Here is a 20,771-nt window from a genome sequence, read left to right on the forward strand (position 1 = left end):
GATTATGAAGTGGTCTGAATTTGCAATCCAAACAACGAATGAAGCGGTTGAACCTGTTTCGAATATTCTCCATGAGGCGGGTGCCAGCGGTGTTGTCATTGAGGATCCTCTAGAATTAGTCAAGGAACGTGAAAATGTTTTTGGCGAAATCTATCACTTGAACCCAGACGATTATCCGGATGAAGGTGTATTGATTAAGGCGTACTTGCCCGTAAACAGCTTCCTTGGTGAAACCGTTGATGCCATTAAGGAATCAATTAATAATCTCCTTCTTTTTGATATTGACCTTGGGAAGAATATCGTTTCAATCAGTGAAGTGAATGAAGAAGAGTGGGCAACCGCTTGGAAAAAATATTATAATCCCGTAAAGATTTCCGAGCGTTTTACCATCGTTCCTACATGGGAGGATTATACTCCTGTAAGCAGCGACGAACTGATCATTGAACTTGATCCAGGCATGGCCTTCGGAACAGGCACACACCCGACGACGGTCATGTGCATCCAGGCGCTGGAACGTACAGTAAAACCTGGTGATTTAGTCGTTGATGTTGGAACCGGTTCTGGCGTATTGAGCATTGCTGCTGCATTATTGGATGCAAAACGAATCCAATCCCTTGATTTGGATGAAGTGGCTGTACAATCCGCTACCCAAAATGTGGAGCTTAATAACGTTCAAGATAGAGTGTCTGTTTCACAAGGCAACTTGTTGGATGGTGTGGATGAACAAGCCGATGTCGTCGTGGCCAATATCCTTGCCGAAGTAATCATGCGCTTTACCGATGATGTAGCGAAAGTGGTTAAGCCAGGTGGATATTTCATAGCATCTGGGATCATTCAGCCGAAAAAGCAAGATGTGAAGGACGCGATCGAGGCATCTGGATTCACGATTGAGGAAACGGTCTTGATGGAAGATTGGGTGGCCATAATCGCCAAAAGGAATGATTAATTAGAAAAGTTACTCTGATTATCGGCTATTCGGATAATCAGGGTACCTTTTTTTAGCTTGAATCTTTGCATAACTTGTTTTCTTGGTAATGGCTATAAGGTTTTTTAGACTAAAAGAAGTAGGTGTCGGTGTGCAACGATATTTTCTTAACGACGGAGACATCAAGGAAAACACGGTGACGATTTCAGGAGATGACTTTCATCATATCGCCAGGGTGATGAGAATGGCGCCGGGAGAACGAATCATTACCGTGAAGGGAAACGGTATGGCTGCTGTCACGGAAATTTCCGAATTGACGGATGATGCCGTAATAGGAACTGTCATTGAATGGAAGAATGAAGAAAAGGAACTTCCTGTGAGGGTGGTAATAGCGAGCGGTCTGCCTAAAGGGGATAAGTTGGAATATATCGTTCAGAAGGGTACGGAGCTGGGTGCCGCTGAATTTATCCCTTTTATTGCTGCTCGTTCGGTGGTAAAATGGGACCACAAAAAGGTAGAAAAGAAAGTGGACAGGCTCCAGAAAATAGCAAAAGAGGCAGCTGAGCAATCTCATCGAACGGTCGTCCCTGCCATCAAGGAACCGATGACGGCAGATCAATTAGCTGGGTACGCTGCCGGTTTCGATCATAAATTAATCGCTTTTGAAGAAGAAGCAAAACGGGGGGAAACATCAGTCCTTGCCTCCGTTTTGAAAGATATCACCGCAGGACAATCGATTTTTTTCGTATTTGGTCCTGAAGGTGGCCTAGCAGATAAGGAAATTGAAAAACTGTCCGCTGCCGGCTTTGTAGCCTGCGGCCTTGGACCGAGAATATTACGAACTGAAACAGCACCTTTATATGCACTTTCCGCTGTTTCTTATCATGTAGAACTATTGAGGTGATGAAAAATGGCAACGGTCGCTTTCCATACATTAGGCTGTAAAGTGAATCATTATGAAACAGAAGCTATTTGGCAATTATTCAAAACGGGAGGATATGATCGTGTTGAGTTCGAACATGCATCAGATGTCTACGTCATCAACACATGCACGGTGACTAACACGGGCGATAAGAAAAGTCGCCAGGTTATCCGTCGTGCCATTCGTAAAAACCCAAATGCCGTCATTGCGGTAACCGGGTGCTATGCCCAGACTTCACCAGCAGAGATCATGGCCATACCAGGTGTTGATATTGTCGTTGGAACACAGGACAGGGTCAAACTTTTAGATTACATCGAGCAGTTCAAGGAAGAGCGTGAACCGATCAATGCAGTCGGCAACATCATGAAAAACCGCGTTTACGAAGAACTGGATGTACCCGCTTTTACAGATCGCACCCGCGCTTCGCTAAAGATTCAGGAAGGCTGCAATAACTTCTGCACTTTCTGCATCATTCCTTGGGCGCGTGGCTTGATGCGTTCCCGCGATCCAAAGGAAGTCGTACACCAAGCCAAACAGCTTGTCGAGGCAGGATATAAAGAGCTGGTTTTGACCGGGATTCACACAGGTGGATATGGTGATGACTTGAAGGACTATAACTTGGCCATGCTTCTTCGTGACTTGGAACAAGTCGATGGGCTCAAGCGCATCCGCATTTCGTCCATTGAAGCAAGCCAAATCACCGATGAAATCATCGAAGTGCTGACGAACTCCAAGAAAGTGGTGCGTCATTTGCATATTCCGATCCAATCGGGGTCCGATACGGTCCTAAAACGAATGAGACGTAAATATACGATGGATTTCTTTGGCGATCGCATTGAAAAATTGAAAATTGCACTTCCTGGCCTTGCTGTTACATCAGATGTCATTGTTGGCTTCCCGGGTGAAACGGAAGAAGAATTCATGGAGACGTATACCTTTATCGAAAAATATAAATTCTCCGAGCTTCATGTTTTCCCTTATTCAAAACGTACAGGTACACCGGCTGCACGAATGGAAGATCAAGTGGATGAAGAGGTCAAAAACGAACGCGTCCACCGTCTTATCGCTTTGTCGGATCAGCTGGCAAAAGAGTATGCTTCCCGTTTCGAGGGGGATGTCCTTGAAGTCATTCCTGAAACGAAGTTGGAAAATGGCCTTTATGAAGGTTATTCCGATAATTACATGAAAATCGTCTTCCCGGCTACCGAGGAAATGGTCGGCGAAATCGTAAAAGTGAAGATTACCAAGTCTGGCTATCCTCATAGTGAAGGTCAGTTTGTGACGGTTGTGAAAGATTTTCCGTTGCAGCAAGCATCAAATTTGTAAGACAGCGGATTACGCTGTCTTTTTTTAATCCCCGATTTTATGTGTTTTCTTTGACCATTCGGGTAAAGACTATATATATCGTCAAATTGGCCAAACTATGGTATTATGAGAGGTACGTACAACTAGTAACAGTATGTTTTGAGGAGGATAATAAAATGTCACAAAATGTAGCAGGTTTAATTGACCACACGTTATTAAAAGCAGATGCAACGAAAGAACAAATAAAGGTATTATGCGAAGAAGCGCGCGAGTATAATTTTGCTTCCGTTTGCGTGAATCCGACATGGGTGAAATATGCAAGCGAACTATTGGAAGGTTCAGAAGTGAAAGTGTGTACGGTTATCGGGTTCCCTCTAGGTGCAACCACCACGGAAACGAAAGCGTTCGAAACGAAAGACGCCATCTCCAATGGCGCTCATGAAGTCGATATGGTCATCAACATCGGGGCATTGAAGGACAAGGATGATGAATTGGTAGAGCGGGATATCCGTGCTGTAGTGGCGGCATCCACTGGTAAGGCCCTATCAAAAGTGATCATAGAAACCTCATTATTGACTGAGGAAGAAAAAGTCCGCGCTTGCGAATTGGCTGTAAAAGCGGGAACGGATTATGTGAAAACTTCAACTGGTTTCTCGACTGGAGGAGCAACTGTCGAAGACATCGCCCTAATGAGAAAAACGGTTGGACCTGATATCGGTGTCAAAGCATCTGGCGGAGTCCGTAACACGACTGACGCTCAGAATGTAATGGAAGCAGGAGCAACAAGAATTGGTGCCAGTGCCGGTGTCTCTATCGTAAAAGGCTTAACGGCTGATTCTGATTATTGATTTTTAAAAAGGCGGAGAATATTTTTTCTCCGCTTTTTTTTATTGCCCTTTTTCCACCACGTCTGACTGCGCTTGTTTTATTCTTGTCCAAGATAAAGCTCTCCACTGTAAGATATTAAAAAAACACTAAACTCGTGACTAGAGTATTTAAACTCGCGAGTAAACCAGCAAATCTGAGTGAGAGTCATGAAAATGCATAAGTACTAGTTCCTTAATTACGCGAAAGCGCGGAACCTTAAGGAGTAAATCGAAACTCACGAGCAAACCGCTGAAATTGTTCCCAAAGCCAATGTCTTTTAAAAAAGCCCTTTATTTTTTTATATGAGCCCTATGCACCCAAAGAATGAGGGTGGAGAATTGCCGTGCGACTGGCAAGACTGCCAGCGAAGTCAAGATGTTGAAAATGACGCTTGCGTGTGCGAGTTGTGTCGCTTTGTTTTCAGTGAAAAAGGCAGCCGTTCGTTCCAGGATATCGACAAAGGGAAGGAAAGCGGCAACTCCGAGGACATTAAGCCAAATATGGGCATAGGCAGTAAAAGCAGCTTGTCTGCCGGAACCGATGCTGGCCATGTATCCGGTGATGCATGTGCCTATATTGGAACCGAGCATAATGACGATGGCGGAATAGACGGATAGTTCCCCATTCATCAAAAAGCTCATGGCTATCCCGATGGTTACAGAACTGGAGTGGATGAGTGCCGTTAACGCGATTCCCGCTAATAGGGCATAACTCATATGCGCTTCTATGTAATGGATGAGGGTTTGGATGGATGGGTAGGCGGCAATCGGTGTCGAAAGCGCTTTGAACCCGCCCATCGCCGCAAAGATGGCTGAGATGCCGATGAGTGACAACCCTAAGCTTCTCGATAATACGCTTGGCATGAAGCATAGGAGTGCTCCGCAAATGACGCCGGGGATGATCCATTGATCTAAAGTGAAGCTCATGAACTCTGCCGTGAGAGTGGAGCCGATATTCGTTCCAAGAATAATCCCGATTGTTTGCGGGAACGTTAAACTTCCAGCAGAAACGAGGCCTACCGTCATGACCATGACTGCCGAGCTGCTCTGCAGGATGCCGGTAAATACGGTTCCGGCGATAAAACCTTTCCAAGGCTTATCCGTTACCTTTGAGAGGAATGTCTTTAATGCGGCACCTGACAGATTGAACAGGCCGATTCGCAAAACTGACATTCCTGCAAGAAATATCCCAATAAATAATAGGAATAAAAATAGCTCATACATGATTTTCACCTCTCATTAAGCTTATGGACGATTATGGGGAGACATGCTTTAAAAAGGGTTACTTTTTTAGTGGATTTAACGTTTAGCGAAAAATCCTGAAGAGAACATGGAAATAATCAAAATAAGTTTGATTATATTGGTTGACCTGATTAAGATGATATATTATAATTGTTTAGTACATGTATAACATGTTGACAACTTGAGTTAGTGTGTTGTTTTCGGAGGGAGGGAAAGAGATGTCTAAAACCGTCGTTCGTAAAAACGAATCGCTTGAAGATGCTCTTCGTCGTTTCAAACGTACTGTATCTAAAGCAGGATCGCTTCAGGAAGCTAGGAAGCGTGAATTTTATGAAAAACCAAGCGTGAAACGTAAGAAAAAGTCTGAAGCTGCAAGAAAACGTAAATTCTAAGAGAGGGTGGAAAGATGAGTCTTCTCGAGCGTTTAAATAATGATATGAAACAAGCGATGAAGAACAAGGAAAAGGACAAACTATCTGTTATTCGTATGCTGAAAGCTTCTATCCAAAACGAAGCTCTTAAGCTGAGACAAGATTTAACAGATAATGAAGAATTGACAGTGCTCTCTCGCGAATTAAAACAACGCAAAGACTCCCTCCAGGAGTTTGAAAACGCAGGTCGTTCCGATCTCGTGGATAAAGTCCGCACCGAACTAGTATACGTAGAGGCATATATGCCTGAGCAACTTTCAGAAGAAGAGATTTCCAACATCGTCAAAGAGACGATCAAAGAAGTCAATGCAACATCCAAAGCAGATATGGGGAGAGTTATGGGAGCTTTAATGCCTAAAGTTAAAGGTAAAGCAGATGGTTCTCTAGTTAACAAATTAGTACTACAGCACCTATCTTGAACTCGAAACTTAAAACTCGAAACCTAACCGCAGGCAATTGCCTGTGGTTTTTGTGTATTTCACGATGTTTATGCGTATATTATTGTAACGGAGGATGAGTATCTTCATTTACAATTTTATTTGTTTTTTTGAAACCTTTTTCATATACATACGTAATAACTAAAGAACAGAGTAAAGGGTGGGTACGTGTATCCTTATTCCGCATTTGGTTGCAGACAGAAATTCGACTGGTAAGGATCCTGCCGGGAATTGGCGGGGTTAACAGCGTTTAATACGGAAAAGGGGGGCTCTGTCTGAAAATTTGGCGTTGTATATCTGTATTCTTATTAGGATTGCTGTTCACCATGTCATCTCTTGGGGACCCTGCGGTTTCTGCAAAAGAGAAAATCGTTTATCATGTTCCGATTGAAGAAACGGTGGAAAAGGGACTTTCGGCTTTTTTGGAGCGCGCGCTGAACACTGCTGAAGCAGCTGATGCAGACCTTGTCATTTTCGAGGTGAACACTCCTGGCGGTGCTGTCGATGCAGCGGGGGAGATAGCCAAGTTGCTATCGGATACTTCTGTTAAAACCGTTGCCTATGTCAATAATCGGGCTTTGTCTGCGGGTGCCTATATCGCCCTGAGTGCAGATGAAATCTATATGGTCCCAAGTGCTACGATGGGTTCAGCAGCCGTGATTGATTCAACGGGGAACGCTGCTAGCAAGAAAGCACAATCATATTGGTTGGCGGCAATGAAGACGGCTGCCGAGCAAAATGGACGCGATCCGAAATTTGCGCAGGCGATGGCTGATGAGGACATAGACCTTCCCGAATATGGCGCTGGAAAAGGGAAGCTGCTCACATTTACGGCAGAACAAGCTAGAAAGGCTGGCTACAGTGAAGGCATAGTCTCGGGAAAAGCGGAGCTGTACAGCAAACTTGGAGTTGAGGATGCAGAAATCCGAACGATCGAAGAAAGCTTTCCTGAAAAACTTGCCCGTTTCTTGACCAATCCGATTGTCGTCCCAATCTTATTGACGATTGCGGGCATCGGGATTGTGATTGAATTGTTTTCGCCTGGCTTTGGCATTCCGGGAGTCATTGGAGTTTCCAGTCTTGTATTGTTCTTTTATGGACATCTGGTCGCAGGCATAACGGGGTACGAATCGTTGGCGATGTTCATCATCGGGGTCATTCTCGTGCTGGCGGAATTTTTCATCCCAGGGGGAATTATTGGCCTGTTCGGATTGACGGCAATTGTGGGGAGTTTATTCCTCGCTACAGATGATCCGGTCCATATGACGATATCCCTGCTTATTGCGGTCACCGTATCCATTTTGGCATTCATCCTACTTGTAAAGGTGTTTGGAAAACAAATGAAATTTTTCAAAAAAATGATTTTAACCGATGCAACAAAAACGGAGCAAGGCTATGTTAGCAATCCGAATCGATTCGATTTATTAGGTGTAAAAGGGAAGGCGCTTACAGATTTACGGCCTTCAGGAACTGCTTTGATCAACGATGAAAGAGTGGATGTCGTGACCGAAGGAAGCTTCATTTCGAAAGATTCGTCACTCATCATCGTTAAGGTTGAAGGATCTAGAGTAGTCGTCCGGGACATTCCGGATTCGAACTAAAAAATTAAAGGACACAGGAAGGATGAATTCTTACGTGATAACATCAGGAACGGTTATTATTGTACTGGCAGTGATTGCTGCCATCATCGTATTGTCGGTATTTTTCACATTCGTACCAGTAATGCTCTGGATTTCCGCTTTGGCGGCAGGAGTCAAAATTAGCATATTTACATTAGTGGGGATGAGACTTCGCCGGGTTATACCAAGCAGAGTCGTAAATCCACTTATCAAGGCCCATAAAGCTGGAATCAGTGTTTCAACGAATCAATTGGAGAGCCATTACCTTGCAGGGGGGAATGTCGATCGGGTCGTGAATGCATTGATTGCTGCAGAACGTGCTAATATCACGTTGCCTTTCGAACGGGGAGCAGCCATTGACCTTGCTGGTCGTGATGTATTGCAAGCCGTTCAGATGAGCGTTAACCCGAAAGTGATTGAAACTCCATTCATCTCTGGTGTGGCGATGAACGGGATTGAAGTGAAAGCGAAGGCAAGGATCACGGTCCGGGCCAATATAGAACGTCTAGTCGGTGGTGCTGGTGAAGAGACGATCATTGCCCGTGTAGGGGAAGGGATCGTCTCGACGATCGGTGCTTCTAAAATGCACACGGATGTCCTGGAACATCCCGATTTGATTTCACGGACGGTTTTATCAAAAGGGTTGGATTCTGGAACGGCATTCGAAATTCTTTCCATTGATATCGCTGAAGTGGATATCGGGAAAAACATCGGAGCCATTTTACAAACGGACCAAGCCGAAGCCGATAAGAAAATAGCCCAGGCGAAGGCCGAAGAACGCCGTGCGATGGCTGTTGCCCTTGAACAGGAAATGGTTGCCCGTGTTCAGGAAATGCGTGCGAAGGTTGTCCAATCCGAAGCTGAAGTTCCGTTGGCGATGGCCGATGCACTGAAAAGCGGAAACCTAGGTGTGATGGATTATATGAACATCCAAAATATAACGGCTGATACGGATATGCGTGGCTCGATCAGCAAAATTTCCGAAAATCCAAAAGATAACAACAATAACAACCATCATAACTAGGTTAGGGAAGGGAGGTCTTTAAATGGGAGATATCATTGATTTCTTTCTCGGGAACCCATTCCTAATCATTATCTTGATCGGTATTGTATCGTCCATGTTAGGAAGAAAAAAGAAGCTTCAGGAAAATGAAGCCCCTAACGGTCCTCCTAAAAAGAAATGGCAGGAGGTCATGCGGGAGCTTCAAGGTGATATGCAGGGGAATCAGCAGCAAGGCCCTGCCCCCGCACCTGTCCGCAAAGTCGGACAACAGGCACCTCAGGCTGCCGAAATAATCGATGAGACGAAGAGCGAAGCGAATAAGAGGATTGCTGAGCTTAGGAGGCTTCAGCAGAAGTACGATCAAGAACGTTTATATCAAAAGGCGAAGGCTGATAGCATCACCATCTCTGCCATATCTGATAATAGAAGTTCCGTTTATCACAAAGGGCCTTCTTTCGGGAAAAAGCAGTTGATTGATGGCATCATCATGTCAGAAGTGCTTGGACCGCCGAGGGCTAAGCGGAGTCTGCAAAGGTCTAGAAGATAATCGGTCATCGAGTTTTTTTCGCCGTGATGGATTCATGAAAAAATAGACGTTCGTTCCCAAATAATTTTGTGCTAGAACCCCCTTTCACCTCATACATTGAGATGAAAGGGGGTTCTTTTTTATGGCTCGCAATTGGGGAAAAAAAGTGAAACAGCTTATGACCAAAACAATGGACCTTCCACAAGATGTCATGATGGACCTGCCGCGAATTACCATGATTGGACAATTACATATTTATATAGAAAACCATCGTGGCTTATTGGCCTTTTCTGACAGTGAGGTACGCTTGATGCTGAAAAATGGTCAGCTGCTGATAAAGGGAAGCTCCTTTGTCATAAAAACGATCTTACCCGAAGAAATCATGCTCGAAGGCAAGATTGACAAGGTTTATTTTATTAATGAATGATCCCGGGAGGTCTCCATGAAAAACCAATGGACAAACTATTATACAGGCTATGTTAAAGTGAAGGCTCGTGGAAAAGGTGCAGAACGGCTGATCAATATGCTGACACGAAGGGGGCTTCATATCTGGGATGTGAAGCGCGTCGGCAGCGAAACCCTGATCTTCCATATGGATTTCAGGGATATCCCGAAACTGCGTCAGGTTATGCGTAAAAGCGATTGTAAAGTGAAGTTCATGCAGGGAAAGGGTGTCCCTTTCCTAATGAAAAGGGTGATGAATAACAGCGGGTTTCTAGTGGGTCTCATTGCGTTCCTGCTATGCATTTTTGTACTTTCCAATATGGTGTGGGGCATCGAGGTGAAGGATGCGAAGCCGGCAACCGAGCATGCCATCCGCAAAGAATTGGACAAGATGGGCGTGAAGATCGGCAAGGTCCAATTTTTTGTTGATGACGTGGATACGATTCAGCGCAAGCTTTCCGATCGGATCGGTGCATTGACGTGGGTCGGGGTCGAGCTCAAGGGAACGACGTACCATTTTCGGGTCGTTGAAAAACGGCAGCCGAAGGAAATCGAAAAAACATCACCACAAAATTTGGTGGCCTCGAAAAAGGCGATCATCGCTCATATGTTCGTTGAAAAAGGACAATCTAAAGTAAATGTGAATGATTATGTCGGAAAGGGACAGCTTCTCGTCTCAGGCTTAATAGGCAAAGAAGATAAGCAGGAAATCGTATCGGCCCAAGGCGTTATCAAAGGGAAAACCTGGTACAATGCGGAAGTGAAAATTCCGATGAAAACGAAATTTTCCGTCTTAAACGGAAATGAAACGAATAAGCATTACTTGAAAATGGGGGACTTTTCCCTGCCTGTTTGGGGATTTGGGGACCCGGGATATAACAAGCAGGAAAAGGAAACGACAATCAGGCCCTTTCACTTTCTGCAATGGGAACTCCCCATCTCCTATAAACAGGTGACCTTAAGGAGCAAGGAGGATATCGTCCGGAGTTATACGCGGGAAGAAGCGGTGAAAGAGGGAAGAAAAATGGCTAAAGCGGAATTGAACAAGCATTTGGATGAGGAAGATGAAATCGTCGAAGAAAAAATTTTGCACGAAAGCATGGAGAATGGTAAAGTTAAATTGTCTATACATTACCAAGTTATTGAAGATATAGCGATTGGACAGCCAATCATTCAAGGAGACTAACGAATGGCAGATGATGTGAAAGTAATTAAGCTGGAAATCGAATCACCTAATGAAGCGATGGCTTTATTGGGCAATGGAGATTCAAATGTAAAAGTGCTTGAAGAGGAGCTGGGCATTTCCATCATTACCCGCGGTGAAGCCGTCAGCGTTGCCGGCGAAATCGAGCGGATAACGATGGGGCAGGAAATTCTGAAGGCTCTTTTGACAGTGATCAGAAAAGGAATTGCAATCAGTTCTAGAGATGTGCTCTATGCCATTGAATTGGCTAGAAAAGGTACCCTTGAGTATTTCGGTGAATTGTATGATGAAGAAATAGCCAAAACGGCTAAGGGAAAATCGATTAAGGTCAAAACGATTGGGCAAAGATACTATATCCAAGCGATAAAAAAACGAGACCTCGTCTTTGGGATTGGACCCGCCGGGACAGGGAAGACGTATCTCGCTGTAGTGATGGCAATCAGTGCCTTAAAAAATGGACAAGTTAAGAGAATCATCCTGACACGGCCTGCCGTGGAAGCTGGCGAAAGCCTTGGTTTTCTCCCAGGCGACCTGAAGGAAAAGGTAGACCCATATCTACGGCCGCTGTATGACGCTCTCCATGATCTCCTTGGGATGGAACAGACCCAGAGGATGATAGAGCGAGGGACAATCGAAATCGCTCCCCTGGCTTACATGAGGGGCCGTACGCTTGAGGATGCCTTTGTCATTTTGGATGAAGCCCAAAATACGACGGAGGCCCAAATGAAAATGTTCCTGACCCGTCTTGGTTTCGGCTCGAAGATGGTCATTACGGGGGATCGCACCCAGATTGACCTACCAAAGGGAATGAAGTCAGGTTTGGTACGGGTAGAGGAAATTTTGAAGAATGTCAAAGGGCTTTCCTTCGTTTATTTTGAACAAAGCGATGTAGTGCGACATCCGCTAGTTGCCAAAATCATTACCGCTTACGAGCAGGCAAAGGTATAAGAAAGAATCCGCCAGTTTCAATCGGCGGATTTTTCGTGGTGTGCCCAAATGTCCCGCTTTTTCAGAAAAAAGTGGAATTGGAGTGAAGGAAGCCTTACATTTTATTAATACACAGATGAAAAATTACATAAAAACTGTTATGATTTTACATATCTAGAATAATAACCATCAAATTTCTTAGGAGGACCTTCCTTGAATCGTATCCAGAAATTCTTCACCAAACTAAAGGGGCTGTTGGTCCATCGCTTTTTTCAAGTGTTATTGTTCATCATCCTTGGTGTGTTTGCTTATGGGTTGATGTTTTCCAACGTTAAACCGGAAAGAGTGCAGGTGGAGCTTTTTAAGCCATCGGAACAAACGATCCGTTCAACCAAGACGGTGGAAGATACCTATAAGACGGAACAAGAAAAAGAAGAAATTTCAAAACAGGTGGCGGATGTATATTCGTTAAAAAAAGAATATGCCAAAAATAAAGTCGATCTGGTTTCATCCATTTTCGATACCGCGATCGAGGTCAATAAAGAAACGGACCCTGATAATGATGATAAAAAAGACGAAGGGAAGGATAATAAAAAGGATCCCTTGAAGACTGATGCACAAAAGGTATCCATTTTAAAAGAAAAATTGACCGATGAAGTCAATAAAAATATTGAGGAATCCGTCTTCCTTGCTCTAGTTAAGGCCGATGAAGATGAGTTGGAAATTGCGAGGGACTCCACCATCACTGCCGTGAACAATGTGATGAGCTCCAGGATAGCAGCGAGTGACGTCGAAAATGCAAAGAAAAAGGTTGTAGAGGAACTGGGCTATATGAGTATCAGCAGTGATATGAAAAAAGCCTCTAATTCCCTGGCGCGCACGGCGATTATCCAAAATGTGTTTTTCGATAAGGATAAAACGGAGGAACAGCGGAGGAAAGCGATTGAAAGCGTGGAGCCGATCCGAATCCTCCAAGGGCAGATCATCGTAGAGGAAAATCAGTTAGTGGATAGGGATGTTTATCGGCAGCTTGAATTGGCCGGATTTTTAAATAAAGAGTCGACCATTTATCCATATATCGGACTGCTGCTCTTCATCATTCTGACTTTTACCGTGTTTTACTACTTTTTCACTTTTTCGATTTCCAAAAAGGATAACAAATACAATCAGCTATTGATTTTCAGTCTCGTCTTTATCCTTTCAATGGCCACCATGAAAACGATCAGCATCGTGGCAGACATGAAAAATTCGAATTTGGAATACCTTTTCCCGGTTGCCATGTCTGCGATGCTAATCAAGATCTTATTGAATGATAAGCTAGCAGTGGCGATGATCATTTTGTTAGGTTCTTATGGAACGATCATATTCAATGGAGATACGCCTGGTAATCTCGATATCTCGATGGGACTGTTTATCATTTTCGGTGGCTTGACGGCCATCCTCGTCTTATCGAGGCTCAACTTCAAATCAAAGGTGCTGGTGGCAGGGCTGGTATTGTCTTTAATGAATATGGCTTTTGTATTTTCGCTTATCTTTATCATGGACAGCCATTATACTAGAATGGAGTATTTGTATTATGCTCTTGCGGCAATTGGTTCCGGTGTCGGCTCGGCCGTTTTGACGATGGGCCTGCTGCCATTTTTCGAGTCAGGCTTCGGGATTTTATCTTCGATGAAACTGATCGAGCTTGCAAACCCGAATCATCCTTTACTGAGGAAGATACTGATCGAAGCTCCAGGAACATATCATCACAGTGTGATGGTCGCCAACCTGGCGGAATCCGCTTGCGAGGCCATCGGTTCAAATGGACTGCTGGCAAGGGTTGGCAGTTATTATCATGATATCGGCAAAACGAAGATGCCGCATTTTTTCATTGAAAATCAGATGAACAGTGATAATCCGCATGACCGGCTTCAGCCCGAAACGAGCAGGGATATCATCATTGCCCATGCCGTGGATGGCGGGGAAATGCTGCGCAGTCATAAATTCCCTAAAGAAATCGTCGATATTGCAGAGCAGCATCACGGAACCACTTTGCTGAAATTTTTCTATTATAAGGCAAAAAAAGAGGATGATGCTACGCTTGAGGACGCCTACCGTTACCCTGGACCAAAGGCATTCATGAAGGAAGTGGCGGTCATTGGCATCGCCGACAGTGTGGAAGCTGCAGTTAGGTCAATGCAGCATCCAACTCCGGACAAGATAGAAGAACTGGTAAGTTTCATCATTCAGGAAAGGATTTCTGATGGTCAATTTGATGAATGCGACATTACTATGAGAGAATTAAGTATCGTGAAGCATTCGCTCTGTGAATCGCTGAATGGTATCTTCCACTCCAGGATTGAATATCCGGAGCCGGATAAATTAGGACAGAAGGTGAAAGAATGATTTTAGAGATTGATTTAATGGATGAAACGAACGAAGTGACCGAAGAAGCTCAGCAGCTTGTTGCAAGCATTCTGCAATTTGCGGCAAAAAAAGAAAAGCTTGAAGACAATACCGAGTTGTCCGTCACATTTGTAGACAATGAGCGAATCCGGGAAATCAATAAGGAATATCGTCATAAAGATGCCGCTACGGATGTCATTTCCTTTGCACTTGAAGAAATGGGTGAAGGTGAAATGGAAATCGTCGGGGCAGGGGTGCCTCGCATGCTAGGCGATATCATCATATCCATTGAGCGCACAAAAGAACAGGCTGAAGAATATGGGCATTCTTTCGACCGTGAGTTAGGGTTTTTAGCGCTTCATGGCTTCCTTCATTTATTGGGATTCGATCACATGAATGATGAAGAGGAAAAAGTGATGTTCACTAAACAAAAGGAGATCTTGGAAGAATATGGGCTTTCAAGAGAGGGATAATAAAAAGCATCCTTTATTAAAAAGTTTTTCTTTTGCCTGTCAGGGAATTATGGAGGCAGTTCGAACGGAGCGCAACATCAAGATTCACTTTGCGTTAGCGGCAATCGTCGTATTCTTTGGCTGGTATTTCTCCTTGAATGGAATGGAATGGCTCTTCATATTGGCAGCGATAGCGGGAACGATTACATTGGAGTTAATCAATTCAGCGATTGAAAGGGTAGTGGACCTGGTTACAGATCAAATCCATCCGTTAGCCAAGCAGGCAAAAGATATTGCAGCCGGAGCTGTATTCATATATGCTATATTTTCTATCATAGTTGGATTGATTATTTTTTTGCCTAAGTTTGGCCTGTAGGGCAAGCGTAGCACTCAATTTGAAAGGAAGATGAGAATTGAATACGAAAGAATTGATTGAGGAAGCTAAAACAGCAAGGGAAAAAGCATATGTGCCATATTCCAAATTTAAAGTGGGTGCGGCCCTTTTAACCGTCGATGGCAAGGTGTATCATGGTTGCAATATAGAAAATGCCGCATATAGCATGTGTAATTGTGCCGAGAGGACGGCTTTATTCAGTGCTTATGCCCATAATGATAAAGCATTCACCAAACTGGCGGTCGTTGCGGATACTGACGGCCCTGTAGCCCCATGCGGAGCGTGCAGGCAAGTAATATCGGAACTGTGTGATAAGGATATGCCAGTCGTTTTGACGAATTTGCACGGAGATATTAAAGAATTAACAGTACAGGAATTGCTTCCAGGAGCTTTTTCACCGGAGGATTTAAATGGATAAATTATTTCAGGATACACAAGAAAAAGGCTACAAATCTGGCTTCATTTCAATAATTGGCCGTCCCAACGTCGGAAAGAGTACGTTCTTGAACCGCGTCATCGGGCAAAAAATTGCCATCATGAGTGATAAACCTCAGACGACCAGAAATAAAGTACAAGGTGTCCTTACGCAAAACGATTCACAAATGATCTTCATCGATACACCGGGCATTCATAAACCAAAGCATAAGCTTGGTGATTTCATGATGAAAGTGGCAACGAACACATTGAAAGAGGTAGACTTGATTCTCTTCATGATCAATGCGACCGAAGGATATGGCCGTGGTGACGAGTTCATCATTGAAAAACTTCAAACAGTAAAAACGCCTGTTTTCCTTGTTGTTAACAAAATCGATGCAATGCATCCGGATGAGCTGCTGCCGATTATCGAAAAATATCAACAGCTTTACCCTTTCGCGGCAGTTGTTCCGATTTCTGCGCTTGAAGGGAATAACGTCGATACACTGCTTCAACAAATTAAGGAACACTTGCCTGAAGGTCCCCAGTTTTATCCTGCTGACCAAGTGACCGACCATCCGGAGCGTTTCATCATTTCAGAGTTGGTCCGCGAAAAGGTTCTGCACCTCACACGTGAAGAAATTCCGCATTCAGTGGCCGTTGTCATCGATTCCATCAAAAAGATGGATAACAGTGATACCATTAATGTGATGGCGACGATCGTCGTCGAGCGTGATTCCCAAAAAGGCATCGTCATCGGAAAGCAAGGGAAGATGCTTAAAGAAGTCGGAAGCCGTGCGCGCGTGGACATCGAAAACCTATTGGGCTCGAAGGTATTTTTGGAACTGTGGGTCAAGGTACAGAAAGACTGGCGCAATAAAGCCAGCCAGCTTCGCGATTATGGTTTTAATGAGAGCGAGTATTAATTAACAAAATTTACGCTTCATGAAAGTTTGGAAAACGGTCAAGCTAATCATATGGTCGGATATTCATATTGCTAGTTAAAAATGAAAGGTGGGCTTTATATGTTGGATTTTACCTGGGAATTATTTAGTGAAACAGGTAATGTGGACACCTACTTGCTGTTTAAGGAGATAGAAGTCGAAAGACAGGAAAGACCCTTGGTTTTGAAAGAAGAGCTAGCAGAATTTGATTTTCCCATTTCATAGATTAGCCTTGGCGAGTGTGGGTGGTGTCTCGATGTGCTCCAAAAATGTGAAGGCATTGTCATAAGGCGAACGGCATATGGTGAAAATAATAAAATCATTACTATTTATACCCGCGAGCTAGGAAAAATTGGCGTTATGGCTAGAGGGGCAAGTAAGCCTAACAGCAGGCTATCTGCCGTCACCCAGCTTTTTTGCTCCGGGTATTTTCTTGTAACCACATCAACCGGACTCGGAAGTCTTCAGCAAGGCGAAATGGTCGACTCACTCCGTTTCATAAGGGAGGATCTTTTTGCCACTGCTTATGCTTCATATATTGTTGAATTACTTGATAAAAGCATTGAGGATAAAAAGCCGAATCCATATTTGTATGAATTGCTTTCGCAAACCTTGCATTACATAAACGAGGAATATGACGCAGAGGTTTTGAAATTCATTTTTGAAATGAAGATGCTGCCGGTGAATGGGATTAATCCGGTGCTGAATCAATGTGCGGTTTGTGGTGAAACGGAAGGGGAATTCTCCTTTTCGCTTCGGGAAGCGGGGTTCATTTGTCACCGCTGTCTAGGCAAAGATCCTTATCATTACAAAATTTCACCGGCAGCTGTCAAATTGCTGCGAATTTTTTATTACTTGGATTTATCCAGGCTCGGAAACATTTCCGTCAAGCCGGAAACGAAAAAGGAATTGCAAAAAATCATCGATGCTTATTATGAGGAATATTCCGGCCTCCATTTGAAATCGAAAAAGTTCCTGAAACAGATCGATACGATGAAAGATATGTTTTAGGAACTGGCCTATTGACATTCCTTGATAGTTTGTATAAAATTCTAATCATTAAAATAGAAGAGTGCGTTGATGGAAAAGAGTACCTGTTTTTTCTCCATATAAAGCGAACCCGGGGTGGTGGAAGCCGGGTTATGGATTGACAGGGAAGGGCGTTTCCGGAGCATGTTGCTTTGAAAAGAGGCCGTTATATGACGGCAATTAGGGTGGAACCGCGGGTAAACTCTCGTCCCTATGCATAACGCATAGGGACGGGAGTTTTTTGTTTGCAAAAAAACTGTGAATGAACTGCGGACCTGAATTTTTAAAGAACCGTTTTAAATAATATGGAGGTGTACGATGAATATTCAAAATATGATTTTAACGCTGCAACAGCATTGGTCAAAACAGGGCTGCATATTAATGAATGCTTATGATGTGGAGAAAGGGGCAGGCACGATGAGCCCATACACGTTCCTGAGAGCGATTGGCCCTGAGCCGTGGAGCGTTGCTTATGTCGAGCCATCCCGTCGTCCGGCAGACGGCCGTTATGGCGAGAATCCTAATCGTCTATATCAGCATCATCAATTCCAGGTGATCATGAAGCCTTCACCCGACAACATCCAAGAGTTATATTTGGATTCTCTGCGGGCTTTAGGCATCAATCCGCTTGAGCATGACATTCGCTTCGTCGAGGATAATTGGGAAAACCCATCACTAGGATGTGCAGGCCTTGGTTGGGAAGTTTGGCTTGATGGAATGGAAATCACTCAATTCACCTATTTCCAACAAGTGGGCGGCCTTGAGTGCAAGCCGGTTTCCGTGGAAATTACATACGGCATCGAACGTCTCGCCTCTTATATTCAAGATAAGGAAAACGTATTTGACCTTGAATGGACAGAAGGATTCACAGTCCGCGATATTTTTGGACAGCCGGAATATGAGCATTCAAAATATACGTTTGAAACGTCCGACCTTGATATGCTGTTTCAACTTTTCACCATGTATGAAAAGGAAGCGCATCGCCAAATGGAAGCAGGGCTTGTACATCCAGCCTACGATTATGTTTTGAAATGTTCCCATACCTTTAACCTTTTGGATGCAAAAGGGGCCATCTCGGTGACGGAAAGAACTGGATACATTGCCCGGTGTCGTAACTTAGCGCGTAAGGTTGCCAAAACCTTCTATGAAGAGCGGGAAAAATTAGGCTTCCCGATTCTGAAACTGAAAGGGGAGAATACAAATGAGCAAGCGTGATTTGTTATTGGAAATTGGTTTGGAAGAGCTGCCAGCCCGATTCGTGACAGCGTCGATGAATCAGCTGTCAGAAAAAGTGCAGAAATGGTTAACGGAAAAAGCGATTGAATTCGGAACGGTTACAGCTTTTTCCACACCAAGACGTTTGGCCATATTGGTTAAAGACGTGGAAGAATCGCAAAAGGATATTGAAGAAGAAGCAAAAGGACCTGCCAAGAAAATCGCTTTAGACAGCGAAGGCAACTGGTCTAAGGCGGCGTTAGGCTTCGTCAAGGGTCACGGAATGACTGCCGAGGATATTTATTTCAAGGAACTTAAGGGTGTTGAATATGCTCATGTAAATAAATTCATTCAGGGCAAGCAAACTGTACAGCTTTTGTCTGAGCTACAGGACATCATCAGCGGGATGACGTTTCCGAAAAACATGCGTTGGGCGGATCAAGAACTCCGCTTCGTCCGTCCGATTAAGTGGCTGATTGCCTTATTCGGTCATGATGTTGTGCCATTTTCGATCGCTGACGTGAAAACCGGCCGTGTAACGAAAGGGCATCGTTTCTTGGGTAATAACGCAACCATAGAAAATCCGTCGCAATACGAAGCAGCGTTAGCAGAACAATTTGTAATGGCGGCCCCTGATAAACGCCGACAAGTCATCTTAGATCAAATTAAAACGCTTGAGCAAGAAAAAGGCTGGATCATCCCAGTCGATGAAGAATTGCTTGAAGAAGTCAATAATTTGGTCGAGTATCCAACAGCCTTATTTGGCCAGTTTGAAGAAGAATTCCTGGAGCTTCCTGCAGAGGTATTGATCACTTCGATGAAGGAGCATCAGCGCTATTTCCCTGTCAAGGGCGAAGAAGGCAAATTACTACCGTTCTTTGTAACGGTGCGTAACGGAGATGCAAAGCACTTGGATAAGGTTTCCAAAGGAAATGAAAAAGTTTTGCGTGCCCGTCTATCCGATGCAGCATTTTTCTATAAAGAAGATCAGAAAAAAGATATTGCTGATGCTTTGAAAAAGCTTGATAGCATCGTTTATCATGAAGAAATCGGTACATTGGCCGAGAAAACTGCCCGGGTCAAGACGGTGGCCGGAATACTTGCGGACGCTTTGAATTTAAGCGAAGAAAAAGTAATGGCCCTACGTGCAGCTGAAATTGCCAAGTTCGATTTGGTGAGCCATATGGTATATGAATTCCCGGAATTGCAAGGGTATATGGGGGAAAAATACGCGCTCCTAAAAGGAGAACGCAAAGAAGTGGCCGCAGCCATCAACGAACACTATATGCCAAGACATGCGGATGACGATGTACCTCCTTCAGTGATTGGAGCGATCGTAAGTTTAGCGGAAAAAATCGATACGCTGGCATCTTTCTTCGCTATCGGCGTCATTCCGACAGGGTCGCAGGACCCATATGCTTTAAGAAGGCAGGCGAGTGGCGTCGTTCAGATTCTCGCCGAGAAGAAATGGAATATCTCTTTAGAGGAGCTAATTGCTTTAGGCCTTAAAGGTCTTGAAGCAAAGAACATCTTAAAACGAGATGTAGAGGAAGTTAAAGCGGATATGTTCACTTTCTTCAAAGCAAGAATCAAGCATCTCCTGCAAGAAAAACAGATTCGCTACGATTTGATTGATGCCGTTCTGTTCGGGGAAATCGGATCTATCCATTCCATCGTGGAGCGCGCGCGCGTCCTGGATGCGAAAAAAGACGAAGCGGGCTTTAAAGAAAGCATGGAGGCTTTAAGCCGGGTCATGAACATTGCCGTAAAGTGTGAGAATAAAGTGACGGTCGATCCAAACGCTTTTGATAATGATCAGGAAAAAGCACTTTATGAAAAGTATCAGCAGGCAGCGATGAAATATACGAATTCCAAAAGTGAGAATGAGCGGTTTGAACTGCTTGTCTCCCTGCAAAGCGAAATAGAGGCGTATTTCGAAAATACGATGGTCATGGCCGAGGATGAAGCGCTACGCTATAACCGATTATCGCTTATGAAGGAAATCAGTGAGTGGGTCGCAAGTTTCGCGGCGATGAATAAAATCATCCTTTCATGATGGAACGGGATGTCTGGCAATCGGATTC

General features: G+C 44.1%; 22 protein-coding genes and 1 other annotated feature. Of the genes, 21 read left to right on the forward strand and 1 reads right to left on the reverse strand.

Going from position 1 to position 20,771, the window contains the following annotated elements:
* Positions 1 to 4 precede the first annotated feature (4 nt).
* The 4 genes from prmA to deoC all read left to right on the forward strand — a co-directional run bounded on the left by prmA (position 5) and on the right by deoC (position 4,000).
* Complete coding sequence (prmA, locus tag ASU00_RS01580) at positions 5 to 946, forward strand: 50S ribosomal protein L11 methyltransferase (protein WP_057911685.1); 942 nt, start codon at positions 5 to 7, stop codon at positions 944 to 946.
* 130 nt (positions 947 to 1,076) lie between these two features.
* Positions 1,077 to 1,829, forward strand: coding sequence for a 16S rRNA (uracil(1498)-N(3))-methyltransferase (locus tag ASU00_RS01585; RefSeq protein ID WP_057911686.1), 753 nt, complete (start codon positions 1,077 to 1,079; stop codon positions 1,827 to 1,829).
* 6 nt (positions 1,830 to 1,835) lie between these two features.
* A complete protein-coding gene (mtaB, locus tag ASU00_RS01590; protein ID WP_057911687.1) occupies positions 1,836 to 3,173 on the forward strand; it encodes a tRNA (N(6)-L-threonylcarbamoyladenosine(37)-C(2))-methylthiotransferase MtaB in 1,338 nt (445 codons plus the stop codon).
* A gap of 155 nt (positions 3,174 to 3,328) precedes the next feature.
* A complete protein-coding gene (gene deoC, locus ASU00_RS01595) occupies positions 3,329 to 4,000 on the forward strand; it encodes a deoxyribose-phosphate aldolase (RefSeq protein ID WP_057911688.1) in 672 nt (223 codons plus the stop codon).
* A 309-nt stretch (positions 4,001 to 4,309) separates the two neighbouring features.
* On the opposite strand, the gene ASU00_RS01600 is transcribed toward deoC, so the two are convergent.
* Positions 4,310 to 5,242, reverse strand: coding sequence for a Na/Pi symporter (locus ASU00_RS01600; RefSeq protein WP_057911689.1), 933 nt, complete (start codon positions 5,240 to 5,242; stop codon positions 4,310 to 4,312).
* A 236-nt stretch (positions 5,243 to 5,478) separates the two neighbouring features.
* Here ASU00_RS01600 and rpsU point away from each other — a divergent pair, with 236 nt between their 5' ends.
* The 17 genes from rpsU to glyS all read left to right on the forward strand — a co-directional run bounded on the left by rpsU (position 5,479) and on the right by glyS (position 20,743).
* Entirely contained in the window at positions 5,479 to 5,652 is a 174-nt protein-coding gene (gene rpsU, locus ASU00_RS01605) for a 30S ribosomal protein S21 (RefSeq protein ID WP_028391853.1), read from the forward strand.
* 14 nt (positions 5,653 to 5,666) lie between these two features.
* Complete coding sequence (locus ASU00_RS01610; protein WP_057911690.1) at positions 5,667 to 6,110, forward strand: GatB/YqeY domain-containing protein; 444 nt, start codon at positions 5,667 to 5,669, stop codon at positions 6,108 to 6,110.
* 344 nt (positions 6,111 to 6,454) lie between these two features.
* Complete coding sequence (locus tag ASU00_RS01615) at positions 6,455 to 7,729, forward strand: NfeD family protein (protein ID WP_082630105.1); 1,275 nt, start codon at positions 6,455 to 6,457, stop codon at positions 7,727 to 7,729.
* 55 nt (positions 7,730 to 7,784) lie between these two features.
* A complete protein-coding gene (gene floA / locus ASU00_RS01620) occupies positions 7,785 to 8,771 on the forward strand; it encodes a flotillin-like protein FloA (protein WP_413783502.1) in 987 nt (328 codons plus the stop codon).
* A gap of 22 nt (positions 8,772 to 8,793) precedes the next feature.
* Positions 8,794 to 9,297 (forward strand): hypothetical protein, encoded by a 504-nt coding sequence (locus tag ASU00_RS01625; RefSeq protein WP_057911693.1) that lies wholly within the window; start codon positions 8,794 to 8,796, stop codon positions 9,295 to 9,297.
* 121 nt (positions 9,298 to 9,418) lie between these two features.
* Positions 9,419 to 9,703, forward strand: a complete 285-nt coding sequence (gene yqfC / locus ASU00_RS01630; RefSeq protein WP_057911694.1) for a sporulation protein YqfC — start codon at positions 9,419 to 9,421, stop codon at positions 9,701 to 9,703.
* A 15-nt stretch (positions 9,704 to 9,718) separates the two neighbouring features.
* Entirely contained in the window at positions 9,719 to 10,906 is a 1,188-nt protein-coding gene (yqfD, locus tag ASU00_RS01635) for a sporulation protein YqfD (protein WP_057911695.1), read from the forward strand.
* Positions 10,907 to 10,909: 3 nt separating this feature from the next.
* Positions 10,910 to 11,872 carry a PhoH family protein gene (locus ASU00_RS01640; RefSeq protein WP_057911696.1) on the forward strand — a complete coding sequence of 321 codons (963 nt, stop codon included), beginning with the start codon at positions 10,910 to 10,912 and terminating at the stop codon, positions 11,870 to 11,872.
* Positions 11,873 to 12,064: 192 nt separating this feature from the next.
* The gene (locus tag ASU00_RS01645) at positions 12,065 to 14,239 is read left to right on the forward strand and encodes an HD family phosphohydrolase (protein WP_057911697.1); all 2,175 of its coding nucleotides are present in this window, start codon (positions 12,065 to 12,067) and stop codon (positions 14,237 to 14,239) included.
* The gene (gene ybeY / locus ASU00_RS01650; protein ID WP_057911698.1) at positions 14,236 to 14,712 is read left to right on the forward strand and encodes an rRNA maturation RNase YbeY; all 477 of its coding nucleotides are present in this window, start codon (positions 14,236 to 14,238) and stop codon (positions 14,710 to 14,712) included. Before ASU00_RS01645 ends, ybeY begins: the two co-directional genes overlap by 4 nt.
* Positions 14,690 to 15,067, forward strand: coding sequence for a diacylglycerol kinase family protein (locus tag ASU00_RS01655; protein ID WP_057911699.1), 378 nt, complete (start codon positions 14,690 to 14,692; stop codon positions 15,065 to 15,067). Before ybeY ends, ASU00_RS01655 begins: the two co-directional genes overlap by 23 nt.
* Before the next feature lie 37 nt (positions 15,068 to 15,104).
* The gene (locus tag ASU00_RS01660) at positions 15,105 to 15,503 is read left to right on the forward strand and encodes a cytidine deaminase (protein WP_057911700.1); all 399 of its coding nucleotides are present in this window, start codon (positions 15,105 to 15,107) and stop codon (positions 15,501 to 15,503) included.
* Positions 15,496 to 16,425, forward strand: a complete 930-nt coding sequence (gene era / locus ASU00_RS01665; RefSeq protein ID WP_057911701.1) for a GTPase Era — start codon at positions 15,496 to 15,498, stop codon at positions 16,423 to 16,425. The genes ASU00_RS01660 and era overlap by 8 nt, the downstream gene beginning before the upstream one ends.
* A 99-nt stretch (positions 16,426 to 16,524) precedes the next feature.
* Positions 16,525 to 16,668 carry a YqzL family protein gene (locus tag ASU00_RS24280; protein ID WP_082630107.1) on the forward strand — a complete coding sequence of 48 codons (144 nt, stop codon included), beginning with the start codon at positions 16,525 to 16,527 and terminating at the stop codon, positions 16,666 to 16,668.
* A gap of 33 nt (positions 16,669 to 16,701) precedes the next feature.
* Positions 16,702 to 17,454, forward strand: coding sequence for a DNA repair protein RecO (recO, locus tag ASU00_RS01670; protein ID WP_057911702.1), 753 nt, complete (start codon positions 16,702 to 16,704; stop codon positions 17,452 to 17,454).
* A 57-nt stretch (positions 17,455 to 17,511) separates the two neighbouring features.
* Positions 17,512 to 17,688 (forward strand) — a binding site (T-box leader).
* 102 nt (positions 17,689 to 17,790) lie between these two features.
* Complete coding sequence (glyQ, locus tag ASU00_RS01675) at positions 17,791 to 18,687, forward strand: glycine--tRNA ligase subunit alpha (RefSeq protein ID WP_057911703.1); 897 nt, start codon at positions 17,791 to 17,793, stop codon at positions 18,685 to 18,687.
* Complete coding sequence (gene glyS / locus ASU00_RS01680; RefSeq protein ID WP_057911704.1) at positions 18,674 to 20,743, forward strand: glycine--tRNA ligase subunit beta; 2,070 nt, start codon at positions 18,674 to 18,676, stop codon at positions 20,741 to 20,743. The genes glyQ and glyS overlap by 14 nt, the downstream gene beginning before the upstream one ends.
* Positions 20,744 to 20,771 lie beyond the last annotated feature (28 nt).

Source organism: Peribacillus muralis (genome assembly GCF_001439925.1).
Lineage (GTDB): Bacteria > Bacillota > Bacilli > Bacillales > DSM-1321 > Peribacillus > Peribacillus muralis.